The 18,200-nt window shown below is 58.1% G+C and carries 12 protein-coding genes and 1 pseudogene; 6 read left to right on the top strand and 7 right to left on the bottom strand.

What is annotated here, in order from left to right; all coding sequences use genetic code 11:
- Both AC07UI_RS06310 and AC07UI_RS06305 read left to right on the top strand, forming a co-directional pair.
- Entirely contained in the window at positions 1-1,611 is a 1,611-nt protein-coding gene (locus AC07UI_RS06310; protein ID WP_494991652.1) for a GMC family oxidoreductase, read from the top strand.
- Position 1,612: 1 nt separating this feature from the next.
- Complete coding sequence (locus AC07UI_RS06305) at positions 1,613-2,884, top strand: c-type cytochrome (protein ID WP_494991651.1); 1,272 nt, start codon at positions 1,613-1,615, stop codon at positions 2,882-2,884.
- Positions 2,885-3,321: 437 nt separating this feature from the next.
- Here the strand turns inward: AC07UI_RS06305 and AC07UI_RS06300 are convergent, their stop codons facing one another.
- The 4 genes from AC07UI_RS06300 to AC07UI_RS06285 all read right to left on the bottom strand — a co-directional run bounded on the left by AC07UI_RS06300 (position 3,322) and on the right by AC07UI_RS06285 (position 9,032).
- Positions 3,322-4,992, bottom strand: a complete 1,671-nt coding sequence (locus AC07UI_RS06300; RefSeq protein WP_494991650.1) for an FMN-binding glutamate synthase family protein — start codon at positions 4,990-4,992, stop codon at positions 3,322-3,324.
- A 62-nt stretch (positions 4,993-5,054) separates the two neighbouring features.
- Positions 5,055-5,540: an acyl-CoA thioesterase gene (locus AC07UI_RS06295; RefSeq protein ID WP_494991649.1), complete on the bottom strand. Its 486-nt coding sequence runs from the start codon at positions 5,538-5,540 to the stop codon at positions 5,055-5,057.
- A gap of 326 nt (positions 5,541-5,866) precedes the next feature.
- Positions 5,867-7,558: an NAD-dependent malic enzyme gene (locus AC07UI_RS06290; protein ID WP_494991648.1), complete on the bottom strand. Its 1,692-nt coding sequence runs from the start codon at positions 7,556-7,558 to the stop codon at positions 5,867-5,869.
- A gap of 571 nt (positions 7,559-8,129) precedes the next feature.
- Positions 8,130-9,032, bottom strand: coding sequence for a LysR family transcriptional regulator (locus AC07UI_RS06285; RefSeq protein WP_494991736.1), 903 nt, complete (start codon positions 9,030-9,032; stop codon positions 8,130-8,132).
- 364 nt (positions 9,033-9,396) lie between these two features.
- Between AC07UI_RS06285 and AC07UI_RS06280 the strand changes: the two genes are divergently transcribed.
- From AC07UI_RS06280 to AC07UI_RS06265, 4 genes and pseudogenes are all read left to right on the top strand, one after another.
- Complete coding sequence (locus AC07UI_RS06280; protein WP_494991647.1) at positions 9,397-10,737, top strand: MFS transporter; 1,341 nt, start codon at positions 9,397-9,399, stop codon at positions 10,735-10,737.
- Positions 10,738-10,981: 244 nt separating this feature from the next.
- On the top strand, positions 10,982-12,265 hold the full coding sequence (gene salA, locus AC07UI_RS06275; protein WP_494991646.1) for a salicylate 1-monooxygenase: 1,284 nt from the start codon (positions 10,982-10,984) through the stop codon (positions 12,263-12,265).
- Positions 12,266-12,880: 615 nt separating this feature from the next.
- Entirely contained in the window at positions 12,881-13,483 is a 603-nt protein-coding gene (wrbA, locus tag AC07UI_RS06270) for an NAD(P)H:quinone oxidoreductase (protein ID WP_123359376.1), read from the top strand.
- Positions 13,484-13,716: 233 nt separating this feature from the next.
- Positions 13,717-13,893 (top strand): annotated as a pseudogene (locus AC07UI_RS06265) (PaaX family transcriptional regulator C-terminal domain-containing protein); the annotation flags it as partial.
- An 18-nt stretch (positions 13,894-13,911) separates the two neighbouring features.
- Here the strand turns inward: AC07UI_RS06265 and AC07UI_RS06260 are convergent.
- Genes AC07UI_RS06260 through AC07UI_RS06250 form a run of 3 tightly spaced genes read right to left on the bottom strand, consistent with a single transcriptional unit; the run spans position 13,912 to position 18,139 of the window.
- Entirely contained in the window at positions 13,912-15,432 is a 1,521-nt protein-coding gene (locus AC07UI_RS06260) for an MFS transporter (RefSeq protein ID WP_494991645.1), read from the bottom strand.
- 11 nt (positions 15,433-15,443) lie between these two features.
- A complete protein-coding gene (locus AC07UI_RS06255) occupies positions 15,444-16,634 on the bottom strand; it encodes an HlyD family secretion protein (RefSeq protein ID WP_494991644.1) in 1,191 nt (396 codons plus the stop codon).
- Complete coding sequence (locus AC07UI_RS06250) at positions 16,631-18,139, bottom strand: efflux transporter outer membrane subunit (RefSeq protein WP_494991643.1); 1,509 nt, start codon at positions 18,137-18,139, stop codon at positions 16,631-16,633. Before AC07UI_RS06250 ends, AC07UI_RS06255 begins: the two co-directional genes overlap by 4 nt.
- Positions 18,140-18,200 lie beyond the last annotated feature (61 nt).

Here is an 18,200-nt window from a genome sequence, read left to right as displayed (position 1 = left end):
ATGGCTGACACACAACAAGCGGATATCGTGGTTGTAGGTTCGGGTGTGGCGGGCGCAATCGTCGCTCACCAGCTGGCGCTGGCCGGCAAGTCCGTGATCCTGCTGGAAGCCGGGCCACGCATGCCGCGCTGGCAGATTGTCGAACGCTTTCGCAACCAACCCGACAAGATGGACTTCATGGCGCCATACCCATCGAGCGCCTGGGCACCGCACCCCGAATACGGGCCGCCCAATGACTACCTGATCCTCAAGGGCGAGCACAAATTCAATTCGCAATACATTCGCGCGGTGGGCGGCACCACCTGGCACTGGGCGGCGTCCGCCTGGCGCTTCCTGCCGAACGACTTCAAGACGAAGACCGTGTATGGCGTCGGCCGCGACTGGCCGATTCAATACGACGACATTGAACACTACTATCAGCGCGCCGAAGAAGAGCTCGGCGTGTGGGGGCCCAGCGATGAAGAGCTCGGTTCGCCACGCAGCCAGCCCTATCCCATGCAGCCACTGCCGCTCTCCTATAACGAGCACACCATCAAGAGCGCGCTCAACGCGCACGACCAAAGTTTTCATGTGGTGACCGAACCGGTCGCGCGCAACAGCCGCCCCTACGACGGCCGGCCGACCTGCTGCGGCAACAACAATTGCATGCCGATCTGCCCCATCGGCGCGATGTACAACGGTATCTTCCACGTTGAAAAAGCCGAACAGGCGGGCGCGAAGCTGATCGAGAATGCCGTCGTCTTCAAGCTTGAAGTCGGCCCAAAAAAACAAATCACCGCGGCGCTTTACAAAGACCCGCAAGGCAAGGAGCATCGTGTCGAGGGCAAGTATTTCGTGCTCGCCGCGAATGGCATCGAAACACCGAAGATCATGCTGATGTCGACCAGCAACGACTTTCCCAAGGGGGTCGGCAACAGCTCGGACATGGTCGGCCGCAACCTGATGGACCACCCCGGCACCGGCGTCTCGTTTTATGCGAATGAAAAGCTCTGGCCTGGCCGGGGGCCGCAGGAAATGACTTCGCTGATCGGCTTTCGCGACGGCCCGTTCCGCGCGCATCAGGCCGGCAAGAAAATCCACCTGTCGAACCTGTCGCGCATCGATCAGGAAACCCAGAAAATCTTCGACCAGGGCAAGCTGCTGAAACCCTCCGAACTTGACTCGCGGATTCGCGACCAGTCGGCACGCTATGTCCAGTTCGACTGCTTCCATGAAATCCTGCCGTTGCCGGAAAACCGCATCGTGCCAAGCAAGACCGAGACCGACGCGATCGGCATTGCGCGCCCCGAGATCACCTACCACATCGATGACTACGTGAAGCGCAGCGCCGTGCATACCCGCGAGGTGTATGCGACGGCGGCGAAGGTGCTCGGCGGTACGGAGATCCAGTTCAATGACGAGTTCGCGCCGAACAATCACATCACCGGCGCGACGATCATGGGCAGCGATGCCCGCGACTCGGTCGTCGACCGGGACTGCCGAACCTTCGACCACCCCAACCTGTTTATTTCCAGCAGCTCCACCATGCCCAGCGTGGGCACGGTCAACGTGACGCTGACCATCGCTGCACTGGCGCTGCGCATGGCCGACCAGTTGAAGAAGGAGGTTTGACGTGTCGAAAAAGACCCTTTTCTTTCTGCTGGCCGGTGCGCTCGCCTTGCCTGGCATTGCACATGCCGATGACCTGTCCGATCCGGCACTGGTCAAGCGCGGCGAATACTTGGCGATCGCCGGCGACTGCATGGCCTGCCATACCACCGCTGACGGCAAAGCGTTCGCCGGCGGCCTGCCGCTGAACGTCCCGATGCTGGGGACGATCTACTCCAGCAACATCACACCGGATACACAGACCGGTATCGGCAGCTGGACGCTGGCCGATTTCGACCGTGCCGTTCGTCAGGGCGTGTCGAAGGACGGGCACAACCTGTACCCGGCGATGCCCTATGTGTCGTACGCGAAAATCAGCGATGACGACGTGAAAGCGCTCTATGCCTATTTCGAGCACGGCGTGACGCCGGTCAACCAGGCTCAGCGCCCCGGCGATATCCCCTGGCCGCTCAGCATGCGCTGGCCACTCACCGCCTGGAACCGGGTGTTCCTGAAAAACGGGCCCTACCAGGCCAAACCTGAGCAGAATGCGGTGTGGAACCGGGGGGCCTATCTGGTGCAGGGGCTGGCCCACTGCAGCACCTGCCATACGCCGCGCGGGACCGGCATGCAGGAAAAAGCTCTCGACGAAAGCGCCAGCGGTTTCCTCGGCGGCTCGGTACTCGCTGGCTGGGACGCGTACAACATAACCTCTGACGCTCATGCCGGCATTGGCAGCTGGACCCAGCCGCAACTCGTCCAGTACCTGCGCACCGGCAGCGTACCGGGGCTCGCGCAGGCAGCCGGGCCGATGGCCGAAGCGGTGCAGCACAGCTTCTCGCACATGGCCGATACCGATCTCGACGCGATCGCCACGTACATCCGCAGCGTGCCCGCCGTGCCTGACGCCAGCGCGGGCCCTCGGGCGGCATGGGGCAAGCCGGCGACCGACGTCAGCCGTTTGCGCGGAGTCGCGCTGAACGACACACCGGACCCGGCCCGGCTGTACCTGGGCAACTGTGCGACCTGCCACCAGGCAAAGGGCGACGGTACGCCTGATGGTTACTACCCGTCACTGCTGCATAACTCGACTGTCGGCGCACCGACTGCGGACAACCTGCTGCAGGTCATCCTGCATGGCGTCCATCGCCAAGCGGCCGGCAATGATGTCGGCATGCCGGCGTTCGCCAACGAATTGTCCGATGCGCAGATCGCTGTGTTGGCCAATTACGTGACAACCCGGTTCGGCAATCCAGCCACCAAGGTCTCCGAGCAGGACGTCGCGAAATTGCGTTAACGAGTAATGCCGCGATCATGCAACAGGTGCTCCAGGCTGCCCCTGAGACTGATCTCGGTAGCGCCAGCGAATTTCAGTGGAACACGGCGCGAGCCTGACTATGCTGCCCTTCGACCGGCCTCGGACCGGCTGGATCAAGCTTGCGTAGCGATCTGCCTCACTACCTCACCATGCACAAGGGCTTTCGGGGCGCGAGGCCGATGTCGCCCGATTGGTCGCATCCATCACCGCAAGGCCAACTTTAGATGGATCGGTATTCTGGACACTGGCATTGGTGATACCGAGAGCGACCAGCGCTACGGCGAGTGTGCTATGCGTGCTTTTTGTTCTGGTTCAGCTTCCCTATCAAAATGAATACCCCAATTCCAGTCACCGGGAGAGCACTAAGCGGATGCGTTGGCCAACCCTCTCTCTCAGCGGTGCACTGATGGCAATACTCACGCGATAGCGGTATATCGAGTCTCAGATGAGGTCCTGTCGACAACGATCTCATCGCCTGAGTCGTTGCGTTTGAATCTATCGGCCCGGGCGCTGTGCCACATGCGCAAATAGAACTCGCTGGTACAGCGGTCATCGAGCAATTCGCCTGATTTAAGGAAGGTGTGTGTCTGGGAAAATAAACGGATCTGGGTGTCGCTGATTCGCCGTACCAGGTGCTCGGCGGTTAATTGCGAGGGATGCTCAATACCCGCGCAGGCGAGCATTTCGGCCAGTGTCATCAGGGTATTGCGGTGGAAGTTGTAGACGCGAGTGGCTTTGTCCTCGACCACCAGTGCGCCCTGGCGCAACGGATCCTGAGTGGCGACCCCGGTCGGACATTTGTTGGTGTGGCAGCTTTGGGACTGGATGCAACCGATGGCAAACATGAAGCCGCGCGCCGAGTTGACCCAGTCGGCACCGATAGCCAGCACACTGGCGATATCAAAGGCACTGACAATCTTGCCGCTGGCACCCAACCGGATGTTGTCTCGAAGGTTCAAGCCGACCAGGGTGTTGTGCACGAATAACAACCCTTCGCGCAGAGGCATGCCAATGTTGTCACTGAACTCCCTTGGTGCGGCGCCTGTGCCACCTTCGGCGCCGTCGACGACGATGAAGTCGGGCAGGATGCCGGTCTTGAGCATCGCCTTGGCGATCCCCATGAACTCCCAGGGTTGGCCGATGCACAGCTTGAAGCCTACCGGTTTGCCGTTGGACAGTTCACGTAGCTTTTGAACGAACTGCAGCAGTTCGATCGGTGTAGAAAACGCGCTGTGGCGAGCCGGTGACACACAATCGCGGTCCATGCTCACGCCCCGGGTCTCGGCGATTTCCGCAGTCACCTTATGCTTGGGCAGAATACCGCCGTGCCCGGGCTTGGCACCTTGGCTGAGTTTGATCTCGATCATCCGCACCTGAGGGTTGCAGGCCTGCGTGGAGAAACGCTCGGGATCGAACCGACCGTCCTGGTCGCGACAGCCAAAATAGCCACTGCCCAGTTCCCAGATGAGGTCGCCAGCAAATTCACGGTGATAGGGGCTGATGCTGCCTTCGCCAGTGTCATGGGCAAAGCCGCCCAGTTTTGCTCCCTTGTTCAGAGCGCGGATGGCATTGGCGCTCAGGGCGCCGAAACTCATGGCGGAGATGTTAAAGATCGAAGCGCTGTAAGGCTGACGGCACTGCGGGCCGCCGACCATGATGCGGAACTCCTTGGGGTCGAGCACTTCGCTGGGCAGCATCGAGTGAACGATGAATTCAAATCCGGGTTTGTAGACATCCTTCAGGGTGCCGAAGGCTTTCTCCGCGCTCTGGTTCTTGGCGCGGGCATAGACCAGCGAGCGTTGGGTGCGGGAAAAGGGCAGTTCGTCGTCATCACCTTCAAGCAGGTACTGGCGGATCTCTGGACGGATATGTTCGATCAGGTAACGAAGGTTACCGATCACGGGATAGTTGCGACGCACCGAGTGTTGGGTCTGACGCAGGTCATTAAGGCCGATCAGCGTCAGGATCCCGGTGATCAGAGTGAAGGACCAGAGCCACTCGATGCGCTCGAACAGGCACAGACCGACGAGGGTAAAGACAAAGCAAAAGGCGAAGCATGAGTAACGACTCAATAATGATAGTTTCATGCGTGTTGTTCCTTGTAGTGTGGCATCGACAGCTATCGGCTGACCGCTCGGTTTCACGTGGTTCAAGCCTGGGAGACTTTTAGCGAGTCGTAGCGCGCTTGCAGCTCCTGGCGTTGCAGGCGGCGCTGCTGAGCCTGGGCGTACCGGCGTTGTTCGGCGCAGGTCTCCGGAACCAGAGAGCGCACGGCTACGGGGCGGTGGTTGTGATCGACAGCGACCATCGTGAAGTAACAGCTGTTGGTGTGGCGTACGCTGCGCTCATGAATGTTTTCAGTCATGACCTTCACGCCGATTTCCATCGAGGAACGACCGGTGTAGTTCACTGATGCCAGAAAGGTCACCAGCTCACCGATGCGGATCGGCTCCTTGAAGATCACCTGATCGACCGACAGGGTCACCACATAATTGCCGGCATAGCGCTTGGCGCAAGCGAAGGCCACTTCATCAAGCAACTTGAGCAAAGCCCCACCGTGAACATTGCCGGAGAAGTTGGCTTTGTCCGGGGTCATAAGCACACTCATGGTCAATTGATAGCTTCCTGGTTCCATTACTGCCTCATCAGGTCGGTCAAACATGTTGGCTCAACTCATCCGGATGTTGCTGGGCCATGGGCGACTGGCGCGGTTGTACGTCGACGCAACGAGAAGGGCAGATTCCGGCCGATCAGGGCGTAACAGGGTTGCAGGACACGAAGCACCAGGTGGATGAGCCATGGTGGCGGGGGAGTCTAACAATCGAAAAAAACGATAGCTAGCTAATGAAATGAGAAGATCTGTTTCATATTTTGTAACGGTGCGACATGGTGTGCGGGTATTCCGGTATGCCCGGACAGTGTGGGAGCACATGAGAGGTGCTCCCACAGATCGTTACAACATCAGATCGAGGAGCGACGATAATCCCGATAACGCGCTTGCCAGAAGTTGCTTTCGATCGCCAAGTGCAGACGTTCGTCACTGATCTGTAAAGCCTTGCCTTCCTCCTGAGCCTGTTTGGCCACGGCGAAGGCGATCTTCTTGCTCACCGCCTGTATCTCGCTCAACGGTGGCAACACTGCATCACCCTCTCCGGTGAGTAGTGGCGAGCAGTCGGCCAAGGCTCTGGACGCGGCCATGATCATGCCATCGGTGATCCTGGTGGCCATGACCGCCAAGACGCCCAGGCCGACCCCCGGGAAGATGTAGGAGTTATTGCATTGGGCGATCTGAATCTTGCGCTCGCCCAGGCTGACCGGTGGAAACGGGCTGCCGGTGGCCACCAGAGCCTGGCCATTGGTCCAGGTAAGGATTTCCTGAGGGGTAGCCTCGATCTTGGAGGTCGGGTTGGACAGCGGCATGACGATCGGCTTGGAGCAGCCCGCATGCAGGGCCCGAATGACTTGCTCGGTGAACAGTCCGCGTTGCGCCGATACACCCACCAAAATGCTGGGCCTGGCGTGGCTAACTACATCCAGAAGGGTTAAATCGCCATTGCCTGCAGCCCATGCCGGCATGCTACTGCGCTTTTGCGCCAGCTTGTGCTGGAACGGCAGCAGGTTGGCCATGTCATCGGTCAGCAGGCCCCACCGGTCGATCATGAAGATGCGCTGGCGAGCCTCGCTGTCGCTCAGCCCTTCGAGCATCATCGCCGCGACGATCTGCTCGGCAATACCACAGCCGGCTGAACCTGCGCCGACGAAGGTCACTACCTGATCGGACAGACGTTCGCCTTTGGCCTTACACGCGGCGATCAAGGTGCCGACGGCTACGGCAGCGGTGCCCTGGATATCATCGTTGAAGCAGCAGATCTGGTCCTGGTAACGCTCCAGCAGCGGGGTGGCGTTGGTCTGGGCGAAATCCTCGAACTGTAGCAGCACGTTGGGCCAGCGACGTTTGATGGCCTGGATGAACAGTTCGACGAACTCGTTGTACTGTTCGCCGCTGACACGTGCATGGCGCCAGCCCATGTACATCGGGTCGTTCAGCAGGTCAGGGTTGTTGGTGCCGACGTCCAGTACCACCGGTAAGGTGTAGGCCGGGCTGACGCCGCCACAAGCGGTGTACAGCGACAATTTACCGATCGGGATACCCATGCCACCGATGCCTTGGTCGCCGAGCCCGAGGATGCGCTCACTGTCAGTGACCACGATGACTTTGACGTTGCCCTTGGTGGCGCTGTGCAAGATATCGTCAATGCGATCGCGGTCGGGGTAGGCGATGAACAGTCCGCGATGGGTGCGGTAGATGCTGGAGAACTCCTGGCAGGCCTGGCCGACGGTCGGGGTATAGATGATTGGCAGCATCTCTTCGAGGTGATCTTCGAGCAGACGGAAAAACAGTGTCTCGTTATTGTCCTGCACTCCGCGCAGAAAGACATGTCGGTCGATATCGCTGGTGCACAGCTCATATTGCCGGTAAACCCGGGTTGCCTGCTCCTCGATGGTTTCCGTGGTTTGCGGCAACAGGCCGAGCAGGTTGAAGTCGATCCGCTCCTGCGAGCTGAAAGCGCTGCCCTTGTTCAGCAGGGGCATTTCCAGTAACGACGGGCCGGAGTAAGGAATGTACAGCGGCCGTTTTTGTTTTTCGTTCATCTTGAATTCACTCCCTATCTTTTTTGCAGAAACCCGAACCTAGCAGGCTAATGAGAGCGCGGTACAGTAAACGTTAGTCTGCTACTTATTTGCTCCCGGTCCTTGTGGCGAGGTGCCAAGTGAGCCTTGCGAGCGTTTGAATGCGGCGTGGGTTTCTCTGCTTGGACACGATGTATCCAATCACTCGGAAAGCTCTGTCGGTCAGGGTCGCCGCACAGCCGAGGGCCGTAGAAGTCATCACGGGTCAAGCCGCGTTCTGACCGTTACTGTACCGTCAAGGAGCTAAAAAGCTTAGACGTGTTTTTTTCCCGATACTGCTTATTGCGGATATCTGAGGGTGTCATTGCCTATATCTCCTCGATTTTTGTTCTTCGTTTGAGGTTTGATCATCGGGCGCGCTACGGCATGGGTATTGAATATTCATGCGCAGGTGTTGAAGGAATCTGCCATCGCAGATATTCAATGGTGGGGAGGGCTGGGGCACGAGATGGCGGGCGAACAGCCTACGGATTTTGGGTTTATCGCTCGTGACGACTTTTAATGACCGTCATACTCCGAGGATTCAGTGCATTTAATCGGAGAACAGCTCGAACATGAGCTGGCGTAACCAACGATTGGCCGGATCCTTGTTGTAACGGGCATGCCAGAACAGATTGATCTCGATTTTTGGCAGCTCCAGCGGCGGCGGTAGAACGGCGAGCCCGAAGGGTTGTTCGCAACTGGTGGCAAACCGTTCAGGCACTGTTGCCAGCAAGTCCGTGCGTTGAAGTATGTGGCCGACCGCAACGAAATGCGGAACCTCCAGACGTATTTTTCGCTCGATACCGGCGCGTGCGAGGAACGTATCAACTTCACCGTGTCCTGTGTTCGCTGCTACAACACGAACGTGGTCATAGCTGCAAAAACGTTCCAGCGTCAACGGCTCCCTGGTGGCGGGATGGCCTTTGCGGCACAAGCAGACGTAGCGATGGTGAAACAAGCGTTGCTGAAAAAAACCCGCTTGAAGGTGAGGAAGCAACCCGACAGCAAGATCGATCGCACCGTTTTGCAGCCCTTCGGCCAGGGTATCGACGTTGTTGCGCAGCGTGCTGATCGAGCAACCCGGAGCGCGTTCAGCCAGAGCATCCATTAGCCTCGGCATGAAGTAGATTTCACCAATATCCGTCATTGCCATGGTGAATCTGCGATTGCTGTGGAGCGGGTCAAACGTGTCCTGTCGGCTAAGTGCATCGCGTAACGTTTGAATGGCTTGCGCAACCGGCTCAGCCAGCTGCCGGGCATAAGGCGTGGGCTCCATTCCCTGGTAGGTGCGTACGAAAAGTTCGTCGTTCAAGGCGCTACGCAACCGCTTTAGCGCGTTGCTGACAGCGGGTTGGGTCAGCTCAAGATTATCCGCCGCAGTCGAAACCCTACGGTCGATGAGCAGTTGGTTGAACACCAAAAGAAGATTGAGATCCAGCTCACGTAATTCCATAACGCCTCGTGCAGATTGGCTCATACCAGGGCGATAAACCGTTGCCCGCCGCTGGGTTTGCACCGCTCTGAAATGGCCGCTGCAAGAACCGCAAGCCTATCAAGTGCTACACCGTTGCGTCCATCGTAAGAGTTGCTTGGCTTTTGCTCATCTCTAATCTTTATTCACGTTCGAAATAGTAGGTATTCGGATCGCTGCATTTATCACGGTGGATGCCTTGGCCATGATCGCTGCAATGCCCAAACTCTGAACGGTTTACGTCCCTCAAGAACAACGCGCATATCGGTCAGCTGGTTGGGCACCGCGCAACGCCCGGAGACGTCTGATCCTCCGGCTCTATAACAATGACAAAAAGAGCGATGCCATGCGTACGATCGATGTATCAGCCCTGATTGACGGGGCACGTTTCAACGCCTTCCATGCACGCGTACTGTTCTGGTGTGCGCTAATCATCATCTTCGACGGCTATGACCTGGTGATCTATGGGGTCGTGTTGCCCTCGTTGATGGCCGAGTGGGGGCTGAGCTCATTACAAGCTGGAGCGCTGGGTAGCTGTGCGCTGGTAGGAATGATGTTGGGTGCGCTGTTTTTCGGATCATTGTCGGACCGGATAGGCAGACGTAAAGTCATCATGATGTGCGTAACACTTTTCAGCGGTGTCACAGCAATCAACGGCTTGGCGCAGAGCCCTGAGGCATTTGCGTTGTGCCGGTTTGTTGCCGGCCTGGGGATCGGTGGGGTCATGCCCAACGTTGTCGCGTTGATGAACGAGTACGCACCCAGGAAATCCCGCAGCACCTTGGTCGCCGTCATGTTCAGTGGTTACTCGCTAGGGGGGATGCTGTCCGCCGGACTGGGCATGGTGCTGATTCCTCAGTGGGGATGGCAAGCGGTGTTCTATGTGGCCTTGATTCCACTGTTGGCAGTGCCACTGTTGGTACGGCAGTTGCCCGAATCGATGGATTTTCTTCTGCGCACCGGGCAGACGGTCAAGGCCCAGACGTTACTGACGCAGGCCGTACCGAGTTATGTACCCGGCGCAATCGATCAGTTGAACCGGATAGTCGCTAAAGGCACGAACGTATCGATTGCGCAGTTGTTCCGGGACGGGCGCAAGTTGAGCACCTTCATGCTGTGGCTGGCGTTTTTCTGTTGCCTGTTGATGGTCTATGCATTGAGCTCCTGGTTGCCGAAACTCATGAGCGCCGCAGGATACGGCTTGAACTCGAGCCTGGCGTTTCTGGTGGCGCTGAACATTGGCGCGATTATCGGAGCGGTAGCCGGTGGGTGGCTTGGCGATCGAATAGGCATCGCAAAGGTCTTGTTCGCCTTCTTCGGTTGCGGTGCTTTGGCCCTGAGCCTGCTCGCACTCAAGGCCCCATTACCTGTGCTCTATTTACTCATCGCTGTTGCCGGGGCGTGCACCATCGGCACGCAAATCCTGGCCAACGCTTGCACCGTGCAATATTACCCGCCGCAGATACGGGCCACAGGCCTCGGTTGGGCGATGGGTGTTGGTCGCACGGGTGCAATCATTGGTCCTCTGCTGGGCGGCGCGCTGCATGCCTCATCGTTGCCGCTGCAGGCAAGCTTCCTCATCTTCGCAATACCAGGATTGGTTGGAGCAGTCGCCATTCTGGTCTTCTTGACGCAAAACGCCGCGAGCCGTCAGATCACATCGTCCAGGCAGGCTATACCGCAGTAACAGCAGCAGAAAAAAGACGAGTTCCGTTAAGGGCTCGTCGTGTCTGAAAGATATACAGCTTGTAGAGCATGCTGGCGAAAAGTCCGGATTAAAAAATGAAGATATGACGACGGGTTTGCGTTGCTCTGCTGAGTAATATTCACACTGGTAATGCCTGGTATGGGAGTTACGGTATTTATCAATAGCACTCAGATGGCGATGATCTGGTTACTCCAATAACAACCAGCCTCATGGGTACCTTGCTATGTATAACTCTCAATCTACCTTGCACATCGGTATTGTCGGCGGTGGTATCGCTGGCGTGGCATTGGCACTGGATCTGTGCCGCCACTCCCATCTCAACGTGCAGTTATTCGAATCGGCACCCGCCTTTGGCGAGGTCGGTGCAGGTGTTTCCTTCGGCGCCAATGCCGTTCGTGCCATCGCTGGTCTGGGCATTGCCGAACCCTACCGGCAGATCGCCGACCGCACGCTTGATCCCTGGCAGGATATTTGGTTCGAATGGCGCCGCGGCGAGGATGCCGGCTACCTGGGCGCGAGTCTTGCCGAAGGGGTAGGGCAGTCTTCGGTGCACCGTGCTGATTTTCTCGACGCTCTGGCCAGCCAGTTGCCCGACGGTATCGCCCAATTCGGCAAGCGTGCGGTGAGCGTGGAACAAGATGCCGAACAGGCCCGCGTGCTGTTCACCGATGGCAGCGAACACCGCTGCGACCTGTTAATCGCCGCTGACGGCATCAAGTCTTCGATTCGTGATCATGTGCTTCAAGGCCTCGGCCAGCCCCTTGCGGCGCCGCGCTTCAGCGGTACCTGCGCCTACCGGGGAATGATCGACAGCCAACAGTTGCGCGCTGCCTACCGGGCTCGGGGTGTCGATGAACACCTTGTCGACGTTCCGCAGATGTATCTGGGGCTCGATGCACACATCCTCACATTCCCGGTCAAGCAAGGCCGGCTGATCAACGTAGTGGCCTTCATTTCCGACCGCAGTCGGCCTGACCCCTCCTGGCCGAGTGATTCCCCATGGGTTCGTAATGCCAGCCAGGAAGAAATGCTTGCGGCCTTCACCGATTGGGGCGATGCCGCGCGAGTGCTGCTCGAGTGCATTCCGGCACCGACCCTTTGGGCTCTGCATGAACTTGAAGAGCTGCCGGGTTACGTGCACGGCCGTGTAGGGCTGATCGGAGATGCGGCTCACGCGATGTTGCCGCACCAGGGCGCTGGCGCAGGGCAGGGGTTGGAAGATGCCTGGCTTTTGGCCCGATTGCTGGCCGACCCACAGGTTCTGGCGAGCCGGCCACAGGCGGTGCTAGAGGTCTATGACGCTATTCGTCGTCCACGTGCCTGTCGTGTGCAACGCACCTCCTGGGAAGCCGGCGAGCTCTATGAACTGCGTGATCCGGCGGTAGCCGATAACGAGCAATTGCTGGGCAAAACCCTTGCAGAGCGTTTCGATTGGCTGTGGGATCACGATCTGCAGTCCGACCTGCAAGAGGCTCGTGAGCAATTGGGCTGGAAAGTACTCGCCTGAGACTTGAACCGGCTTTCGTCCGCAGACACCCATAAGATCAGGTGAATGATCACGACACTGAATATTCCTCAGACCCCCGAAATAAGGAAGAGGGTGTTTTAGACATAGAACCTAGTGACACACAGCCCGAGGCGGGTAGTGGAAGTGGTTGTGAGTCGATACGCGACTGCCAGCGATGTCAGGGCTTTTTTGCCTCTGTGTCACTGGCAGGATGCGAGGCGAACTACCTTGGTGTCCGCTGTTTTAATGACTATGCAAACTCAAGCACGTCTTCGTCGGCGGCCATTTGTTGGTCGCTCTTAAGCACCACTTCCTCGACAAGGATGACATCTTGGTCGGCATGCTCCCCAAACCCAGGAATTGAGCGGGTACGTGACCTGGTTGGAAATGGTGCCGCTGACACTGCTTATAAAAGCGTCTCTGTCTGCCAGCAGGCAGCATACGCAGCTGCTAGTGTTAAGTCCGCATGCCGTCAAAGTCTCTGCAGTCGGGTGGGGTGTGAGCCGCAGTTTTGTTCGTGACCAAGCGCTACACCTGCCGCTGTGGTTCGTTGGCAGTGGTGTAATCCAAGATCTTCCTAATCCATCGAATGGCACTTAATCCAGGGGAAAAATCATGGCGAAGGTACTGGTTCTCTATTACTCAATGTACGGTCACCTCGAAACGATGGCTGGCGCAGTGGCCGAAGGCGCACGATCCGTCCCCGGCACCGACGTGACGCTCAAGCGTGTCGCTGAAACCATCCCGGCCGAACAGGCAGCAGCCATCGGCGTCAAACTTGACCAGAAGGCTCCGGTGGCGACACCTGACGAGCTGGCCAATTACGATGCCATCATCTTTGGTACACCGACGCGCTTTGGCAATATGGCGGGACAGATGCGCACGTTTCTCGACCAGACCGGCGGACTGTGGATGAGCGGCGCGCTGGTCGGGAAAATCGGCAGTGTCTTTGCGTCGACCGGCACCCAGCACGGTGGCCAGGAAACCACTATTACGTCGTTCCATAGCACACTCCTGCATCAGGGGATGGTCATCGTGGGTGTGCCTTACACCTGCGCAGGGCTGACCAACATGAGCGAGATCACCGGCGGTACGCCCTATGGCGCGACCACCCTGGCAGGCGCCGACGGTAAACGGCAACCGTCACAAAATGAACTGGATATTGCGCGTTTCCAGGGTAAACACGTCGCTGAGCTTGCAATAAAGATCGCGGGTTAACGCAAGCACGTAAATGGGCACATGTTGCAGGACAGGAGTCGAGCTTCGCTGGCCTGTGTAACGCCGGGGCGGATTTCACCATCGTGCTGCTGATGCTCGCTGGTGGCGAGGCGATTCTGCTGGCCTTGCCAGCGAAAGCCTTGCGCGTCGGTAGTCATTGAAGAAGACGTAAGCGTTTTTGGATTCAAAGGAGCGACGCTCTAGCGAGGTCGCTCCTCATCCCGTCAGTCAAACTGACCTCCAAGGCTCTGCGTTTGCAGGTGCGCGGGAGCTGGAACATCGAAGAGCTGGCGACGCATTACAGCGAGTTCATTCAGCTGTTCCGGCCACTCTGGAAAACGCTTCGCGAGCAAGAGCATTTGCAACCATCGGACTGCTTTCTGGAGCGGACTCTGCTTGTTCATGGGTACGTGCCTTCACAGCAGATGTCACTTGAAGGTCTTCTGCATCATGGAAATGACCAGTGCAACACTGGCTACCACGATGACAGCCCAGAAGTATTCCATGCTTGCGACCAGGGTTGATTGTTGGTGCAGGGATTGTGCAAGCATCGACACCGAAATCTGGCTGGCCGGGCCCGCGCCTACGGCCGGGGTGAGTGCCTGAGCCAGCGTTTGAGTCTGTTCCAGATAGAGCGGATCGCCTGAGCTGAAATGCCCGTTGAGGTTGTTGTATTGCAAGGTGGTTCGCCATTGCAGAAACAAGGTGGCAACGGTGGTGCCGAGTGCCATGGCAATCTGCCCCAGCATACTTTTGATCTGATAGGCATGGGCGAACAACGTGTCATGGTGTGTCACATCACGAAATGTCTGCATGGCCGCCGTAGCGAGCACCAGCATTACAAAGCTGCCGTTAAGCACCAGCGCAGGCAAGATGTTCGACCACATATTGGCGTCGGGGGGCAGGGATGACAACAACACGCCAAAGCAGATCAGGGCACTGAATCCGGCTATGAAGAACTTCTTGGGAGCCGGGTACTTTGGAATGACGATGGCCATGACGATCCATGTCAACAACGCGCCGGCCAGACCGAAGGCCTGGAACGTACCGATGGTATCCCAGGAGTATCCCAGCGCCGTTTGCAGGAAATACGGCAAGATGTAGTTGTTGCTGCCTAGCACAATGTAGGTGAAGCAGAACAACGTAACCCCGAGGGTGTAGCGAGACTGCATCAAGTCTCTGACCTTGAGGAAAGGCGCCTCTTTACCGTGTTCGGCGTGGAAGAAGATATACACGCCCAGGGCGGCCAGCAGCGCGAAGACGATGAGGATAAGGGTCTCGTTGTAAAAGTCATAGTAGGAGCGCTGGAGCACATACAGCAGGAAGAAAGTGCTCACGGATAACAACAGGATGTTCGCTGGGCTGGAGGGCGTCCGGTCATCTTCGTGAATCGGTGTGTTGGGCAAGAAGCGTGTGCAGAGCACAGCCGCCGCCGACGCACCGGCGATCAGTAGCCAGAAGATTGCGTGCCATGTGTCCTCGACCACTACCAGTGATGAAAGAAAGGGCGCTACTGCTGTACCACTGGCCAGGCCTGTGGCGAATACTTTTACCCCGACGAATCGCCCAGGACCCGGCGGAAGCAGGTTGACCATCAGGCGCGCGGAGGTCATGAACGATGCGCCTCCCAACGCCATGATCACGCGGCCGGCGGTGAAAGTGGTCAGGTCACTGCTAACGCCGCACACGAACGCCCCCAACACGTAAATGCTGATGGAGCCAAGCATGAAGTTGCGCCAGCCGAGCCGTTCCACCAGCCAGCGCTGTTTTGATATGACCACCACCGCGATACACGCATAGAGCGCTGCAACCAGGGTGAATTCTTCAGGGCTGGCGTCGATCTCACCGCGGATGGGAGCCGAGGCAAAGGCGATCATGCCGGCCTGCAGATACTCCAATGCGCACAGCAGTCCTACGGTCATCAACAGGGCGGCGTTTTTCCGGTACATGAAATACCCCGTCAAGGTTTCAGAAGATTGGCATATTGGCCACGGTCATCGTTGGCGCTGATCACTTGCTCCACGACATCATTGGCGTCCTTGAGCTCATTTTCAAAGACGTTGGTGCTGTAAGCCGGCTGTGCGGGAGGCTTTTTGTTGAGCACCTGCCCACTGGTGTCGGTGGTATCGACGGATACGCGCATGGAAAGGCCAAGGCGCAGCGGGTTGTCGGCGACCTCCTGCGGTTGCAGCGCGATTCGTACGGGCACGCGCTGGGTCACCTTGATCCAGTTACCCGTGGCGTTCTGGGCGGGCATCAACGAGAACGCGCTGCCGGTGCCGGCATCCAGGCCTACGATGGAACCGTGAAATACCACCTTGCGGCTGTAGGCATCGGCACGCAGAACCACAGGTTGTCCAATACGCAAATCCTGGATCTGCGATTCCTTGAAGTTGGCGTTCACCCATACCTGGTCAATTGGTACGACCGACATAAGGGCCACGCCCGGATTGATTCGCTGGCCAACCTGTACGCTACGTTTGGTGATCACGCCGGTAACCGGCGAGTAGATTTGCGTGCGATGCAGGGAAATGCAGGCATCGCGCAAATTAGCGGCGGCTACCAGCACATCGGGATGGGTACGTAACGTCGTGTTATCGACCATGGCCAGGCGAACGGCCAGTGCCTGCCGGGTACCGTCGAGGCCCGCCAGGGCGTTTTTAAGCACCTCCTCGGCGTGGCTGATCTCTTCACGGGAAACAGCGCCGCTGGTGGCAAGCTGACTGCGTCGGCGTACATCGTCCTGGGCCTTGCGTACGTCGTTTTGTCGTTGGCTGACTTCAGCCTCCAGTTGTTGCACCTGGTAATACTGGGTACGTGCCTGGCGCACGGCGCGTGCAAGGTTGGATTTCGCGCGCTCGTATTGGATCTCGGCATCCACAGCATTGAGCGTGACCAGTGGCGAATGGGCATCGACATGGTCGGTGTTATCGCCGCTGATCACCGTGACGGTGCCGCTGACCTGAGAGGTCACCTGAACGATGTTGCCGTCCACATAGGCATCGTCGGTAGATTCGGTGCCAAGTCCCAACAGGTACCAGATTCCCAAGGTTGCCATTAACAGCACGATGCCCAGGATCAGCAGAAACTGGGGGCGATAGGAAGCTTTGGATTGAGCGGGATCGACGGGGGAGGGCGTTTGGGTGGTCATGATTTATCAGCTACGGTTGGGAGTGCAGAGGCGGTGGTGGGGAACTCGGGGCGGTAGCCACCCCCCAGCGCCCGGCTCAGATTGGCTTGAAGTGAAAGCGCGCGGGACTGCAACGTGACCAGTTGACGTTTCTGGGTCAGTGTCGCGTTCTCGGTGGCCAGCACTTGCAGGTAAGTGGCCAGCCCCGCGCCATAGCGCAGGTTGACCAGATCGGCGGCGGCCTGGGCTGTATTGACTGCTTCAATCTGCTGGGCCAGGCGCTCTTTCAACCAACGCAGCGAAGACAATTGATCGGCGATGTCACGTAGCGCGTCGATGACGGTCTGGTTGTAGTTTTCAACGGCCAGGTCGTAAGCCGCATCCTGCGCATCCAGATTGCCGCGCAAGCGACCACCCTCGAAGATGGGTAGGCTGATCGCCGGCGAAAAACCGAGAATTCGACTGCTGTGATCGTTGAAGGTGTCGAACGCAAGGCTTTGCAAGCCAATAAAGGACGTAAGGTTCACGTTTGGGTAAAACCGGGCTTTGGCCACTTCAATCTCATGCCCCGTCGCCTCTACGCGCCAGCGTTGAGCGACGACGTCGGGACGGTGCCCGACAAGCTCGGCAGGAATATGGCTGGGTAATGCGATGGTGTTGCTTGCCTGCATGTGGGGGCGGGCAATCGAGCGTCCACGGTCAGGTCCCTTGCCCAGTAAAGAGGCGAGCTTGTTCTGGTTCAGCTCAATCACTTCTTTGAGGCCTGCAATGTTGGCCCGGCTGGCGGGCAACGAGGCTTGGGATTGCTTGATATCGATTTGTGTGCCCAATTCGGCGGTAAAGCGTTGCTGCGTCAGCTTTTCAATGTGGACTTGTTGGTCGAGTAACGCTTGAGCAACGTCAAGTTGCTCATAAGTGTCCTGCAAGTCGATATAGGTCTGCACGATGGACACTGACAGCATTAGCGCAGCCGCGCGGCTGTCGACCTCTAATGCATGTCGGCGCCCCACGGCGGCTTCAACGGCAGAGCGATTCTTACCCCAGAAATCCAGTTCGTACCCGACATTCAGTGTCGCCTGGTCGACATTTTGCCAGGTGCCTTTCACGGGGGCAGGCGTGGTGCCATTAGCACTGAAGCGTTCGCGGGTGGTGCTTGCTGCTGCGTCAATACGTGGTAGCAGCGAGGCACTTTCGATGGACTCCAGGGCGCCGGCCTGGCGCACACGAGCGGCGGCGGAGCGCAGTGTCGGACTCTCTGCGAGCGCCTCTTCAACCAAGGTGTTGAGCTGCGCATCCTTGAAACTGGTCCACCAGGTTTCGGTTGGCCAAGCGGCAGGCGATAACGTGATGCCGCTATTGGCCAGGGTTTCACCGGCATCCCCGGGTGAGAGCATTCTGGACTGGGGCTTCAAGTCGCTGAAAGAGCAACCGGCAAGCAGGATCAGCAGGACAGCGGCTAACGCTTGGGCGGCAAAGGGGCATCTGGATCGCACGTCCGTAAGCTCCTCATTTTTTCGACTGTTCATGAACGGTATTCTCTGGCGTAAAGACTGACTTGCAGCGACAAAAGGTGACCGGTTGGAAGCG

Source organism: Pseudomonas sp. GW821-FHT04C07 (assembly GCF_059420325.1).
This window is presented reverse-complemented; position numbering and strand designations above follow the sequence as displayed.